Below are 12,098 nucleotides of genomic sequence, written 5' to 3'. Positions count from 1 at the left end.
GGGACTACGCTGGCAGACATGCTCGCAGCGTTTGGATTCGAAACCCTGGGCGTGGTTGTCGGGGACATGTTCTTCGTCGACCCGGACCCCAACGAGGGTCAGGAAACCCCGGAACGGGGAGTCAGGCTGGAACTGCGCCTCGTCGACCGGGATGAGCCGCACGGGTCGATTTACGCCGGCATCCCGATCGGCTTCAACCGTCCAGTGTGGCGGGTGGACCTGTTCGGCTCCACCGAGAGCCCGCCCGGGACGTTGGACCGCGCGCATCACCATCCCCGCTTCGACGGGTGGGAACCCGGCCGCCGGCATTTCGTTCCCGAGCTGTCCGCCGACCCGGTCGCCTGGCTGGCCGGTCAGCTGGCCGACCCGGCCGCCGTGCTGGCCCGGGCGGGCGTCGACCCGGACGAGGTTCCCGAGGCCGACAAGGCCGGGCTCGCCGCGGCGGCACCGGAGATCGTCGCCGCGGTCAAACGGATGCTCGACGGCGTGCGCGACGGGGCATTGGCGCCTGCGCCGCCCGAGCCAGTGGCCGCCGCCCGCACCGGCTGGCTCTGAGCTCTCGAATTCGGTTGCCTAGCAACGGCTACCGGGAGTCTTCCGCGGAAAAGACGTCGATCGCCCGCACGGGCGTCAACATCACCAACGGGATCTGACGACTGGTTGACTTCTGATAGGTGAGGTACGGCGGATACAGGTGAGACATGTACGCCCACACCTGATGGCGTTCCTCGGCTTCGGGCTCGCGCCAGGTGGCCTCGAATGCTTGGGTCGCGATCTGGACGCCGATTGTGTTGCTCTGCACAACATTCAGGTACCACTCCGGATGCGTGTCGGCGCCTCCCTTGGATGCGACGACCACGATCTCGCCACCGACGTTGCCGTAGATCAACGGCCTGATATAGCTCTTGCCCGATTTGCGGCCCACACACCTGATCAAGCAGTGGGTGGTCAGTACCCGGCCCCCGACTGCGCTGACATCCATGATGTGGCCCCGCGCGCCGCCGGAGGTCAGATACGTGTCGAGGTGCTCGCTGATCCAGTCACTGCGCGCCGCTCGGATCGATGCGGCGTCGGCGTCGCTCATGGATGACTCCTAGCGTTAACGAGGCGAAGGCCCTTGGATTGCGGTTCCGCCGCCGACTATGCCAGGCCGACCCGCCGACCATGCGCCGACCCGAACACCCTTTGCGCCGATTGCGTCTCCGCCCCAGGTCTTCTCATGAAGATGTGACCGCCCCATCGGTAGACAGCGGTGGAGCGCGCTGCCAGTGTGGTGTTGGCGGGCAGTCGTGGGGAGGGGCCAGCGACATGGGCAGTGAGCATGCATTGGTCTGCGGCGCGAGCATCGCTGGCCTGTTCGCTGCCAGGGTGTTGTCGGATTTCTATGGCACAGTCACCGTGGTCGAGCGTGACAAGTTGCCCGATGGCACATTTCAGCGGCGAGGGGTTTCACAAGGCCGCCATCTGCATCAGATGCTCAGCCGGGGTGTGCCGTACCTCGTGGACTTGTTTCCAGGCCTGGTAGAGGAACTCGAAGCGGCGGGTGCCATAGTCCTTGACAGTCCCGATGACCCTGGCCTGTTCCATCTGGGCGTCGGTGACATCGTGTTTTGCCGGTCGGGGAGGTTCACACGGTCCGAGGGCATGGTCGTGTTCTTGGCCAGCCGGCCGCTGCTGGAAGGACTTATTCGACGGCGGGTGCGCTCGATCGCAAATGTCACATTCATGGACGGGCATGAAGTGGCGGAGACGATGATCGACCCTACTGGCCGGGTCACGGGTGCAAGGGTGGTCGAACGTGAAACCGGCCAGGAACGTGTGCTGACGACCGACCTCGTCATCGACGCGACTGGTCGTTCCGCCCGCACCCCGGCGTTCTTGGAGGCCAATGGTTATCGAAGGCCCCCTGAACGCCGCTACACGATTGACCTGAGCTACTCAAGCCAATTCTTCCGCTTGGCACCTGGGGCGCTCGCCGAGCGAGCCGTGTTGGGAATTCCCACACTCGACAGTCCGGAGGGTTTCGGGTTGTTGCCTTACGAAGACGGAACCGCCATCGCCACGGTGATCGGTTTCGCTGGCAGGAAGACACCAACCGACCTGCCCGGGTTGCTTGATTCAGTTTCCTCCTCCATGCCGAACCATGTCTCTGCGGTGCTGCGCGCCGCGGAACCCATTGGCGAGGTCTCCACTCAGCGGTATCCCACCAGCGTTTGGCGTTGTTATCACAAGCTCCCCCGGTTTCCAAAGGGCTTGGTGGTCATGGGCGATGCCTTATGCAGCCTCAATCCCGTGTATGGCCAAGGTATGACCTCGTCGGCGTTGCAGGCAGCGGTGCTCCGAACGTGCTTGACCGATGGTAATGAGGAGTTAGGCTTCCGCTTCTTTCGCGCCTCCGCCAGGAAGTTGTCACCGATGTGGTGGGCGAATCGGTTCTTCGATTTCGCCATCATCCCGTCAAATGATTGGCAGTCGACGCCAAAGCGGTTCATCAGTCTCGGCATGCGCAAGCTTTACCTGGCGGCGGCGACCGACGTAGTAGTCACCGAGACGCTGTTCAGACAGATGCAACTCCTCGGGCAGCCCACGGATCTTCTCCGGCCATCCCTGTTACGCAGGGTGATCGCCGGCAACCGGCTCAAGGCAACGCGCGCGTGACCGGGGGAGGGGCGCAATCCTTACTGTTTTTAGACCCCGCTCTTAGGAGCCGCTGGTCACCTTTTCGGCGAGCGCAGCCAGCTTGGCGTCGAGTTGTTCCGCGGCGCTGAGCAAGTCGGGATTGGGTTCGACGACCATCAGCGATGACGGCTTGACGTAGGTCAGGCTGCTGCCGGCCGGCTCGTCGGTGATCAGCAGCTCGACCGGGGCGAACAGGCCCGCCGTCACGTCGCGGCGCAGCATCGTGATCGCGATCAGCGGGTTGCCGAGGATGACGCGGATCGCCTTGCGGTCGATGCCGGCCTTCGGGATCCACGCGCCGTGGTCGACGACACCGAACAGCATGAATCCGCTTGGCCCGACGTGGGGTTCGACGCGCTCCCGGTAGGACTCCCAGCTCTCGCTGGTCGTCGCGATGTCGTTGATCGGGACGGGGCGCTCGCCGATATCGTCGAGCAACGCGGCTAGCAGCTCGTCGAAGCTCTTGGCGCTCTCGTAGCGCACCCGCACGCCGTCGAATCGAATCTCGGTCATCGCACTCACAGCTTCCCTGTTCTTTGATCCTCGCCAATCTTGAGGATTGGAGTCCGGTTCTCCGGTTGAATCCGCTCCCACAGGCCGCCCTTGCCCAACTCTCGTCCCAACTGGTCTTCTCTGCGGAACCACTCCTCGGCGCTCCTGATCCGATTCGGGTGAATCTCGTCGAGCAGATCGTAATCGCGTTTGACGACGCCGAATTTCCAGAGATTCCAGAACCCCGTGAAGTTGTCGCGGATGTTCATGGTGCTCTTGTCATTTGGGTCGGCGTTGTATCCGGCTGGCGCATCCGCGGCCCTACTGAGAGGGCCTTTCCTCCAGTACGCGTCTAAATCGGTATCGATGTACCGCGCCGGATGCCCGGTGACCTTCTCGAACGCCGCGGCGAGATCCGCATAGGCGATGTGGTCGATCGCGGCTTCGAGATCCATGCCGTTCGCGCGCTCGGGATGGTCGAAGAGCCAGCGGACGTAATATCCGCAATCGTCAAGAGCCACATGGGGAACGGCACCCGCGCCGAGCGGAACCCGCCACGTCACGACACCGTCCTCGACGGCAGGCGTCATGGGTGTCCCGGGTGATATCACCATCTCGATGTACGGACCCGACGTGAAGACCGCCGCGCCCATCCGATCACCGTTCACCCGATTCTGGAACAGGATCCACTCACCCACCCGGCCCTTGCCGTCATAGTGGCCGGTGCGGAAGCGGGAGTCGAATCCCGACTTCTTGAGCCCATAGTCGAGGTTCCCGTAGACGAAAAATTTCACTCCTTCTTCGATGGCTATCTCGTAACTGCGGATAGCCCAATACATCTCGGTTTTCTCGCCCGTGTTGAACCCGTCGATGTTGACGAATGCTCCGTCGCAACCGCGAAATCCCTCCCGCAGGACCGCCTCGTCGGCGAACGAGCCTTCCAGGACGGACACGTTGTCGAGGGCGAGGAGGTCCTCCGCTCTTCGCGAGGCGGGGTCGCGGCTTAGGAATCGCACCGAGTACTTCTGGTCGGAGACCAGGGCACGAATGACAGGAATGCCCTGGGCTCCGGTGCCGCCGATGACGAAGATTCCCGAGACGGGGGACATCACAACCGCTCGATGATGGTCGCGTTGGCCATGCCGCCGCCCTCGCACATCGTCTGCAGCCCGTACCGCCCGCCGCGCTGTTCCAAAGCGTTGACCAGGGTCGTCATGATGCGGGCGCCGCTGGCGCCCAGCGGATGACCGATCGCGATGGCGCCGCCGTTGACGTTGGTCTTCGCCAGGTCGGCGCCGGTGTCCTGCGCCCAGGCCAGCACCACGGGTGCGAACGCCTCGTTGACCTCGAACAGGTCGATGTCGGCCAGCGTCAGCCCGGCGCGGTGCAGCACCTTCTCGGTGGCCGGGATGACCCCGGTCAGCATGTAGAGCGGGTCGGAGCCCACCACGGTGGTGGTGTGGATGCGGGCCAGCGGACGCAGGCCGAGTTTCTTGGCGGTTTCGCTGGTGGTGATCATGACCGCGGCGCTGCCGTCGGAGAGCGGCGAGGAGTTGCCCGCCGTGATCGACCAATTGATCTGCGGGAAGCGGTCTTTCATCGCTTCGCTGTAGAACGCCGGCCGCAAGCCGGCCAGCGTCTCGACCGTCGTGCCCGGCCGGATGAATTCGTCGGTGGACAGGCCGGCGATCGGGATCAGCTCGTTGTCGAACAGCCCGTCCTTGGTGGCGCGGGCGGCCTTGTCGTGGCTGCCGGCGGAGAACTCGTCGAGCTGGGTGCGCGAGAAGCCCCACCGCGCGGCGATCAGTTCGGCGCTGAGGCCTTGCGGCACCAGGCCATCGGGGTAGCGCCGGGTCATGTCGTTACCGAAGGGATTGCTGCCCGGCAGCACCGAGGTGCCCATTGGGACGCGGCCCATGGATTCCACGCCGGCGGCGACGACGACGTCGTAGGCGCCGGAAAGCACGCCCTGGGCGGCGAAGCTGATGGCCTGCTGGCTGCTGCCGCACTGCCGGTCGATCGTGACGCCGGGAACCGACTCGGGGAAGCCGGCGCCCAGCAACGCGTTGCGGGCGATGTTGACCGCCTGGTCGCCGACCTGGGCGACGGCACCGGCGATGACGTCGTCGATCTGCGCGGGGTCCACCCCGGTGCGTGCCACGACTTCGCGCAGGCTGTGCGCGAGCAGGTCGGCGGGCAGCACATCGTGCAGCGCGCCGGTGGGCTTGCCCTTGCCGATCGGGGTGCGGACGGCTCCGACGATGACGGCGTCGCGGTTCATGGCTCCTCCTTGAGTCCCACCATCTAGGTATAGATCGCTGTACTCAGATAAACATCTAGGTACACTAAAAGCAACCCAGCCCGGGAGGTGATCTATGACACTGCTGCAAGGACCGCTGGCCGACCGCGACGCCTGGTCGGCCGTGGGCCAGTGCGCGATCGAGAAGACGATGGGGGTGGTGGGCACGAAGTCCGCGATGCTCATCATGCGCGAGGCGTACTACGGCACAACGCGCTTCGATGACTTCGCCCGCCGGGTGGGCATCACCAAGGCCGCCACCTCGGCGCGGCTGTCCGAACTGGTCGAGCTCGGGCTGCTGAAGCGGCAGCCGTACCACGAGCCCGGGCAGCGGCGTCGGGAAGAGTATGTGCTCACCGAGGCCGGCATCGACTTCATGCCGGTGGTGTGGTCGATGTTCGAGTGGGGCCGGCGCCATTTGCCGGGGCACAATCGCCTCCGGCTCACCCATCTCGGCTGTGGCGCCGAGGCGAGCGTCGAAATCCGTTGCGCCCAAGGCCATAAGGTGCCGCCCGACGAACTCGGCATGCGGCTGGCTAAGTCTGGTTGAGCGCCTTCAGCAGCCGCCGGGCCGCGGCCACGCGGCGGGCGGCGGGGCCGGACAGGGTGTCGAGCGCGCATTCGGGGTCGGCCGGCGGCCCCATGTGTCCGCAGCCGCGGGGGCAGTCCTCGATCGCACCGGCCAGATCCGAGAAGGCCATCAGCACGTCGTCGGGCTCGATGTGCGCCAGCCCGAAAGAGCGGATGCCCGGGGTGTCGATCACCCAGCCGGAGGTCGCCAGGGGCAGCGCGACCGATTGTGTGGAGGTGTGCCGTCCGCGGCCGATGTCGGTGACCTCGCCGACGGCCCGTTCCGCCTCGGGGACAAGGCGATTCACCAACGTGGATTTGCCGACCCCGGAATGCCCCAGCAGCACGGTGATCTTGCCGGCCAGCAGGTCGGCGACCGCGAGCAGCGGATCGTCGCGGCCCGCGACCACCACCGTCAAGTCCAGGTCCACGAAATGCGACGCGAACGGCTCCGGCGGGGCGAGGTCGGTCTTGGTCAGGCACAGAATCGGCTTCAGCCCGCCGGCGAAGGCCGCGATGAGCGCCCGGTCGACCAGGCCGGTGCGCGGCGGCGGGTCGGCCAGCGCCACCACGATCAACAGCTGGTCGGCGTTGGCGACCACCACGCGTTCGGTCGGATCGGTGTCATCGGCCGTGCGCCGCAACACCGTTCGCCGTTCCCCGCGCCGCACGATGCGCGCCAGGGTGTCCAGCCGTCCGGACAGGTCGCCGACCACATCGACGTCGTCACCGACCACGATCGGGGTGCGACCCAGTTCCCGGGCCCGCATCGCCGTGACCCGGCGATCGGGGTCCCCGCCCAGCACGCATCCCCAGCGGCCGCGATCGACGCTCACCACCATCGCGGCCTCGGCGTCGGCGTGCTGGGGACGAGTCTTGGTGCGCGGTCGCGAGCCCCTTCCGGAGCGGACCTTGACGTCGGACTCGTCGTAATCGCCGGGCCTCAAATATCGGACCCCAGCATCTGCGCCCACAGCCGCGGAAACTCCGGCAGCGTCTTGGAAGTGGACCCGATGTCGTCCACCTGAACGCCGGGCACCCGCAGCCCGACGATCGCGCCCGCCATCGCCATCCGGTGGTCGGCGTAGGCGCGCCAGACGCCGGCGCGCAGCGGTGTCGCGGTGATCACCAGGCCGTCGGCGGTTTCGGTGCAGTCGCCGCCCAGGCGATTGATCTCGGCGCTCAGCGCGGCGAGCCGGTCGGTCTCGTGCCCGCGCAGGTGGCCGATGCCGGAGAGGCGGGACACCGATCCCGGCTTGGCGAGCGCGGCCAGCGCCGCCACCGCCGGGGTCAGCTCGCCGACGGCGCGCAGGTCGACGTCAAAGCCGTCGTAGTCGGCGGATCCCTGCACTTCGAGGAACGAATCGCCTTGGGTGACAACGGCGTTCAGCTTGCCCAACACGGTCAGGATGTTGTCGGCGGGTTGCACGCTGGCCGCCGGCCAGCCGGTGATGCGCACCGTTCCGCCGCTGACCACGGCCGCCGCCAGGAACGGAACGGCGTTCGTCAGATCGGGTTCCACCTCCCAGTGTCGCGCCGCGACCGGGCCGGGGCGCACCCGCCAGCGGTTGGGCTCCGAGTCGTCGACGTCGACCCCGGCCTGCCGCAGCATCACCACGGTCATCGCGATGTGCGGCGCCGACGGCAGCGTCGCGCCGGTGTGCTGCACGGTCAGGCCGTCGGTGAACGACGCCGCGCACAGCAGCAGCCCCGACACGAACTGCGACGACGCCGAGGCGTCGATGGCCACGGTGCCCCCGGCGACCGAGCCGCCGCCGTGCACCCGGAAGGGCAGACCCGCGCCCTCGATCGGCACGCCCAGGCCGCGCAGCGCGTCGAGCAGCGGCGCGATCGGCCGCACCCGGGCCTGCTCGTCCCCGTCGAACTCGACCACCGCTTCGGCCAGCGCCGCCAGCGGCGGGACGAACCGCAGGACCGTGCCGGCCAGCCCGCAATCCACGCGCGCGTCGGGCCCGGGAGCGATCCGTCCGCTCACCGTCAGCTCGGAGCCGGTGCCCTCGACGCGCAGGCCCAGGGTGCGCAGCGCGCCGATCATCAGGTCGGTGTCCCGGCTGCGCAGCGCCCCGCTGATTGTCGGGGTGCCATTACCCTGCGCGGCCGCCAGCGCCGCCAGCACCAGCGCCCGATTGGTCTGCGACTTCGAGCCCGGAACGGTCACGGTCGCGTGCACCGGATTCGGCGCGCTGGGGGCCGTCCACATACTCACCGGTCCATCATTGCGTGTCACCGCGTTCTGCCACCATGGGAGTTATGTGTGGACGGTTCGCGGTCACCACCGATCCGGCGCTGCTGGCCCAGAAGATCAAGGCGATCGACGAGGCCACCGGCGCGTCCGAGAGTGCCGGGGCGCCCAACTACAACGTGGCCCCCACCTCGACCATCGCGACCGTCGTGAGCCGGCACACCGACCCCGACGACCAGCCCACCCGTCGGGTGCGGCTCATGCGCTGGGGCCTGGTGCCCCCCTGGGCCAAGGCCGGTTCCGACGGGGCGCCGGAAACCAAGGGCCCGATGCTGATCAACGCCCGCGCGGACAAGGTCACCACCTCGCCCGCCTTCCGGTCGAGCGCCAAGTCGAAGCGGTGCCTGATCCCGATGGACGGCTACTACGAATGGCGGGTCAACGACGCCGTCGCGGGCAAGAAGTCCCGCAAGACGCCGTTCTTCATGTACCGCGAGGATGGCGAACCGCTGTTCATGGCCGGGCTGTGGTCGGTCTGGAAACCGGCCAAAGACGCTCAGCCACTGCTGAGTTGCACGATCATCACCACCGACGCGCCCGGCGAGCTGGCGGAGATCCACGACCGGATGCCGTTGGTGGTCCCGGAGCGGGAGTGGGACCGCTGGCTGGACCCGGACGCCCCGGTCGACGAGAAGCTGCTGGCTCACGCGCCCGACGTGCGCGGCATCCGGATGCGCGAGGTGTCGACGCTGGTCAACAATGTCCGCAACAACGGGCCCCAGCTAGTCGAGCCGGCCGGACCGGAGCCCGAGCAGGCGACCTTGCTTTAGTTGCTGAGAACCAGCTTCCAGTTGCCGTTGACGTTGCGATCCGGCACGCACCAGAAGTTGTTCCAGTTTCCCGGGGTTGACGCCTTCACGCCCGGCCCCGCGTCCTGGCAAGCGGCCCGGGTCGGGTAGTTGCCCTCGGTTTGGATCGTGTCGGCGTTGCCGGTGCCCACGCCGATCGTCATCAGTCCGGAGAAAGCCAGCACACCGGCGGCGACCATCGTCGCGCCGCGGGATCGCTTCGTCGTCATGGCGCGAGCGTAATGCCACGACCAGGAATCGGTCCCGGTTTTCGCCATGCCGCTACGCCCGGATGTGGGCGGTGATCGCGCCGGTCAACCGGATCAGGTCCCGCGGTGAAACCCCGACGTCCCAGCCGCGCCGGCCGGCGCTGCAGTACACCCGATCCCAGGCCAGGGCGCCCGCATCCACGACGGTCGGCAGGGACCTGCGCTGCCCGAACGGCGACACGGCGCCGACGACGTAGCCGGTGGCGCGCTCGGCGGCGGCGGCCTCGGCCATGCCGGCCTTGACCACCCCCAGCGCCGCGGCGGCCGCCTTGAGCGAGAGCCGGTCCGGCACCGGCAGTATCGCGACCGCGAGCCCGCCCGGCACCGCGACGACAAGGGTCTTGTAGATCTGCCCGGGCGCGATGCCGCGCTCGGTCAGCGCGTGCACCGCTTCGTCACCGAACGAACGTTCCCGCCGATCGTGGTCGAAGGTGACAACCTCATGCGGCACACCGGCTTTCGTCAACGCGGCCAGCGCGGGCGTGGCGGCGCGAGCCACGACAAGGGCCCGACTAGGGCCCGGAGTATCCCGGCGGGTTGACGCCGTCCACCCAGAAGTCGACGCCGAGCTGCCCGCCCGGCACGCAGTTGTAGACCGACAGGTCGGTGACGCCGGACTCCACCAGCACGTCCTCGCACAGCAGGGTGTTCCCGGTGTATTCGCGGGCGGGCTTGTTGAGGATGACGTACGCCGCGTCGGAGTACACCTCGGGCTTGCGGGCGCGTCCCATCGCCTCGTCGCCGCCGAGCAGGTTCTGCACCGCGGCGGTAGCCACCAGCGTGCGCGGCCACAACGTGTTGGACGCGATGCCCGCCTCGCGCATCTCCTCGGCGATTCCCAGCGCGCACAGCGTCATGCCGAACTTGGCCATCATGTACGCGGTCGGCTTCAGCCACTCCTTGCCGAGCAGCACGGGCGGCGACAGCGTCAAGATGTGCGGGTTCTGGGCGGCCTTCAGGTGCGGGATGCAGGCCTGCGAGACGGCATAGGTGCCCCGCACCTGGATGCCGTTCATCAGGTCGAACCGCTTCATCGGCACCTCGGTGATGGACCCCAAATTGATGGCGGACGCGTTGTTGACGCAGATGTCGATGCCGCCGAACTGCTCGACGGTCTTGGCCACCGCCGACTCGACCGACTCCGGGTCGCGGACGTCCCCGACGATCGGCAGGGCCGCACCGCCGGCCTCCTCGAGCTCTTTGGCGGCGGTGTACACCGTGCCCGGCAGCTTCGGGTGCGGCTCGGCGGTCTTGGCGATCAGGGCGATGTTGGCGCCGTCTTGTGCGGCGCGTTTGGCGATCGCCAGGCCGATTCCGCGGCTGGCGCCGGAGATGAACATGGTCTTGCCGTTGAGGGACATGGCGTCACATTAACGTCCTGCCGGCACGGGCCGGCTGGGGCCCGGAAATAGCGCGTCGGTTAACGCTGTTAAACGAGGCGGTCTCTGATGTTATGTGGGCGCACCCGGGCAGACACTGTCGGTGGCAGCCTCTAGATTGGGAGGAGCGGTTTGGTGTCAGCGGCGACGAGCCTGTTGGACAGTCCAACGGGTGCCGAGCAGTTGGCTTGCTTTCTGGCAAGCCCGGCGGCGCTTTCAGTGCTGCCCGGCGACACCGCAGCAGAAGGGACCGGGGTACTCGACATGGCCGACACGGACGGCGCAACAGCACAGGAGATTCCCGATCCTGCCCCGCCGGAGACGGACGCCGAACTGATGGCGCGCTTCGAGCGCGACGCGATTCCGCTGCTCGACCAGCTCTACGGCGGTGCGCTGCGCATGACGCGCAATCCCGCCGACGCCGAGGACCTGCTGCAAGAGACGATGGTGAAGGCCTACGCGGGGTTTCGCTCGTTTCGGGCCGGCACCAACCTCAAGGCCTGGCTGTACCGGATCCTGACCAACACCTACATCAACAGCTACCGCAAGAGGCAGCGCCAACCGGCCGAATACCCGACCGAAGAGATCACCGATTGGCAGCTCGCTTCCAACGCCGAGCACTCGTCCACCGGGCTGCGCTCGGCCGAGGTCGAGGCGCTCGAGGCGCTGCCCGACAACGAGATCAAGGAAGCGCTGCAGGCGTTGCCGGAAGAGTTCCGGATGGCCGTCTACTACGCCGACGTCGAGGGATTTCCGTACAAGGAAATCGCAGAGATCATGGACACGCCCATCGGGACGGTAATGTCACGGCTGCACCGCGGCCGGCGTCAACTGCGTGGGCTGCTGGCTGACGTGGCCAAGGAGCGGGGCTTCAACCGCGGCCACCAGGCGCACGAGGAGGTGTCGTCATGAGCGAGCTTTCCGGCCCCAGCGACACCTGCCCGAACGACGACGACCACGGCGCGGTCGGCTGTGCCGAGGTCATCCGCCAGGTTTGGCTCCTGCTCGACGGCGAATGCACCCCGGAGTCCCGGGACCAGCTGCGCCGCCACCTCGAGGCGTGCCCCGGTTGCTTCAAGCACTACGGCCTCGAGGAGCGGATCAAGGCGCTGATCGCCACCAAGTGCAAAGGCGAGAAGGCTCCCGAGGGCCTGCGCGAGCGGCTACGGCTGGAGATCCGCCGGACCACCATCATCCGCGAGACGCAGTAGCGGTCCTCAGGCGTTGGGCCGCTTGCCGTGGTTGGCTTTGCTGTGCTTGCGGTCGCGCTTCTTACGGCCACGCTTGGCCATGGGTCGAACCTCCATTGATGTGGTCATTGATCCGGGCGCCCGGCGCCCGTCAGCCTGCCGCACAGTC

General features: G+C 67.3%; 16 protein-coding genes. 6 read left to right on the top strand and 10 right to left on the bottom strand.

The genetic code is table 11. The features are described from left to right. Positions 1-18: 18 nt before the first annotated feature. Positions 19-555, top strand: coding sequence for a hypothetical protein (locus A5709_RS06260; protein WP_068118846.1), 537 nt, complete (start codon positions 19-21; stop codon positions 553-555). Between the two features lie 28 nt (positions 556-583). Here the strand turns inward: A5709_RS06260 and A5709_RS06255 are convergent, their stop codons facing one another. Next, on the bottom strand, positions 584-1,084 hold the full coding sequence (locus A5709_RS06255) for a nitroreductase/quinone reductase family protein (protein WP_067947680.1): 501 nt from the start codon (positions 1,082-1,084) through the stop codon (positions 584-586). Positions 1,085-1,308: 224 nt separating this feature from the next. Here A5709_RS06255 and A5709_RS06250 point away from each other — a divergent pair, with 224 nt between their 5' ends. After that, positions 1,309-2,658, top strand: a complete 1,350-nt coding sequence (locus A5709_RS06250; RefSeq protein WP_068118843.1) for an NAD(P)/FAD-dependent oxidoreductase — start codon at positions 1,309-1,311, stop codon at positions 2,656-2,658. A 42-nt stretch (positions 2,659-2,700) separates the two neighbouring features. On the opposite strand, the gene A5709_RS06245 is transcribed toward A5709_RS06250, so the two are convergent. Genes A5709_RS06245 through A5709_RS06235 form a run of 3 tightly spaced genes read right to left on the bottom strand, consistent with a single transcriptional unit; the run spans position 2,701 to position 5,452 of the window. Beyond that, a complete protein-coding gene (locus tag A5709_RS06245; protein WP_068118841.1) occupies positions 2,701-3,192 on the bottom strand; it encodes a DUF302 domain-containing protein in 492 nt (163 codons plus the stop codon). 5 nt (positions 3,193-3,197) lie between these two features. Continuing rightward, positions 3,198-4,280, bottom strand: coding sequence for an NmrA family NAD(P)-binding protein (locus A5709_RS06240; RefSeq protein ID WP_067947683.1), 1,083 nt, complete (start codon positions 4,278-4,280; stop codon positions 3,198-3,200). Beyond that, complete coding sequence (locus A5709_RS06235) at positions 4,280-5,452, bottom strand: thiolase family protein (RefSeq protein ID WP_068118837.1); 1,173 nt, start codon at positions 5,450-5,452, stop codon at positions 4,280-4,282. The genes A5709_RS06240 and A5709_RS06235 overlap by 1 nt, the downstream gene beginning before the upstream one ends. 94 nt (positions 5,453-5,546) lie before the next feature. Here A5709_RS06235 and A5709_RS06230 point away from each other — a divergent pair, with 94 nt between their 5' ends. After that, positions 5,547-6,020, top strand: coding sequence for a helix-turn-helix domain-containing protein (locus A5709_RS06230; protein ID WP_067947685.1), 474 nt, complete (start codon positions 5,547-5,549; stop codon positions 6,018-6,020). Here the strand turns inward: A5709_RS06230 and rsgA are convergent. Together rsgA and aroA are read right to left on the bottom strand one after the other, a co-directional pair. Then, on the bottom strand, positions 6,007-6,987 hold the full coding sequence (rsgA, locus tag A5709_RS06225) for a ribosome small subunit-dependent GTPase A (RefSeq protein ID WP_067947686.1): 981 nt from the start codon (positions 6,985-6,987) through the stop codon (positions 6,007-6,009). The genes A5709_RS06230 and rsgA overlap by 14 nt on opposite strands. Beyond that, the gene (aroA, locus tag A5709_RS06220; RefSeq protein WP_156673453.1) at positions 6,984-8,267 is read right to left on the bottom strand and encodes a 3-phosphoshikimate 1-carboxyvinyltransferase; all 1,284 of its coding nucleotides are present in this window, start codon (positions 8,265-8,267) and stop codon (positions 6,984-6,986) included. The genes rsgA and aroA overlap by 4 nt, the downstream gene beginning before the upstream one ends. A gap of 44 nt (positions 8,268-8,311) precedes the next feature. Between aroA and A5709_RS06215 the strand changes: the two genes are divergently transcribed. Further along, positions 8,312-9,073 carry an SOS response-associated peptidase gene (locus A5709_RS06215; RefSeq protein WP_067947689.1) on the top strand — a complete coding sequence of 254 codons (762 nt, stop codon included), beginning with the start codon at positions 8,312-8,314 and terminating at the stop codon, positions 9,071-9,073. On the opposite strand, the gene A5709_RS06210 is transcribed toward A5709_RS06215, so the two are convergent. From A5709_RS06210 to A5709_RS06200, 3 genes are read right to left on the bottom strand one after another with little or no spacing between them, the layout of a single operon-like run. After that, positions 9,070-9,321 carry a hypothetical protein gene (locus A5709_RS06210; RefSeq protein WP_067947732.1) on the bottom strand — a complete coding sequence of 84 codons (252 nt, stop codon included), beginning with the start codon at positions 9,319-9,321 and terminating at the stop codon, positions 9,070-9,072. The genes A5709_RS06215 and A5709_RS06210 overlap by 4 nt on opposite strands. A gap of 52 nt (positions 9,322-9,373) precedes the next feature. Then, a complete protein-coding gene (locus tag A5709_RS06205) occupies positions 9,374-9,859 on the bottom strand; it encodes a YbaK/EbsC family protein (RefSeq protein WP_068118834.1) in 486 nt (161 codons plus the stop codon). 13 nt (positions 9,860-9,872) lie between these two features. Next, positions 9,873-10,721 (bottom strand): NAD(P)-dependent oxidoreductase, encoded by an 849-nt coding sequence (locus A5709_RS06200; protein ID WP_067205464.1) that lies wholly within the window; start codon positions 10,719-10,721, stop codon positions 9,873-9,875. Between the two features lie 282 nt (positions 10,722-11,003). Between A5709_RS06200 and A5709_RS06195 the strand changes: the two genes are divergently transcribed. Beyond that, positions 11,004-11,651: a sigma-70 family RNA polymerase sigma factor gene (locus A5709_RS06195; RefSeq protein WP_066956169.1), complete on the top strand. Its 648-nt coding sequence runs from the start codon at positions 11,004-11,006 to the stop codon at positions 11,649-11,651. After that, positions 11,648-11,950: a mycothiol system anti-sigma-R factor gene (gene rsrA / locus A5709_RS06190; RefSeq protein WP_067947692.1), complete on the top strand. Its 303-nt coding sequence runs from the start codon at positions 11,648-11,650 to the stop codon at positions 11,948-11,950. Before A5709_RS06195 ends, rsrA begins: the two co-directional genes overlap by 4 nt. Positions 11,951-11,956: 6 nt before the next feature. Here rsrA and A5709_RS29200 read toward each other — a convergent pair whose 3' ends face one another. After that, positions 11,957-12,031 (bottom strand): 50S ribosomal protein bL37, encoded by a 75-nt coding sequence (locus tag A5709_RS29200; RefSeq protein WP_011728008.1) that lies wholly within the window; start codon positions 12,029-12,031, stop codon positions 11,957-11,959. Positions 12,032-12,098 lie beyond the last annotated feature (67 nt).

The sequence above is a fragment of the Mycobacterium sp. E1386 genome (genome assembly GCF_001672745.1).
GTDB lineage: Bacteria > Actinomycetota > Actinomycetes > Mycobacteriales > Mycobacteriaceae > Mycobacterium.
The sequence above is the reverse complement of the archived record's forward strand: the minus strand, read 5'-3'. Positions and strand labels throughout refer to the sequence as shown.

Coding starts and splice junctions, on each gene's coding strand:
- A5709_RS06235 (WP_068118837.1), bottom strand. CDS start 5,452: ATGAACCGCGACGCCGTCATCGTCGGAGCCGTCCGCACCCCGATCGGC.
- A5709_RS06240 (WP_067947683.1), bottom strand. CDS start 4,280: ATGTCCCCCGTCTCGGGAATCTTCGTCATCGGCGGCACCGGAGCCCAG.
- A5709_RS06215 (WP_067947689.1), top strand. CDS start 8,312: ATGTGTGGACGGTTCGCGGTCACCACCGATCCGGCGCTGCTGGCCCAG.
- rsrA (WP_067947692.1), top strand. CDS start 11,648: ATGAGCGAGCTTTCCGGCCCCAGCGACACCTGCCCGAACGACGACGAC.
- A5709_RS06195 (WP_066956169.1), top strand. CDS start 11,004: ATGGCCGACACGGACGGCGCAACAGCACAGGAGATTCCCGATCCTGCC.
- A5709_RS06200 (WP_067205464.1), bottom strand. CDS start 10,721: ATGTCCCTCAACGGCAAGACCATGTTCATCTCCGGCGCCAGCCGCGGA.
- A5709_RS06210 (WP_067947732.1), bottom strand. CDS start 9,321: ATGACGACGAAGCGATCCCGCGGCGCGACGATGGTCGCCGCCGGTGTG.
- A5709_RS06255 (WP_067947680.1), bottom strand. CDS start 1,084: ATGAGCGACGCCGACGCCGCATCGATCCGAGCGGCGCGCAGTGACTGG.
- A5709_RS06230 (WP_067947685.1), top strand. CDS start 5,547: ATGACACTGCTGCAAGGACCGCTGGCCGACCGCGACGCCTGGTCGGCC.
- A5709_RS06250 (WP_068118843.1), top strand. CDS start 1,309: ATGGGCAGTGAGCATGCATTGGTCTGCGGCGCGAGCATCGCTGGCCTG.
- A5709_RS06245 (WP_068118841.1), bottom strand. CDS start 3,192: ATGACCGAGATTCGATTCGACGGCGTGCGGGTGCGCTACGAGAGCGCC.
- A5709_RS06260 (WP_068118846.1), top strand. CDS start 19: ATGCTCGCAGCGTTTGGATTCGAAACCCTGGGCGTGGTTGTCGGGGAC.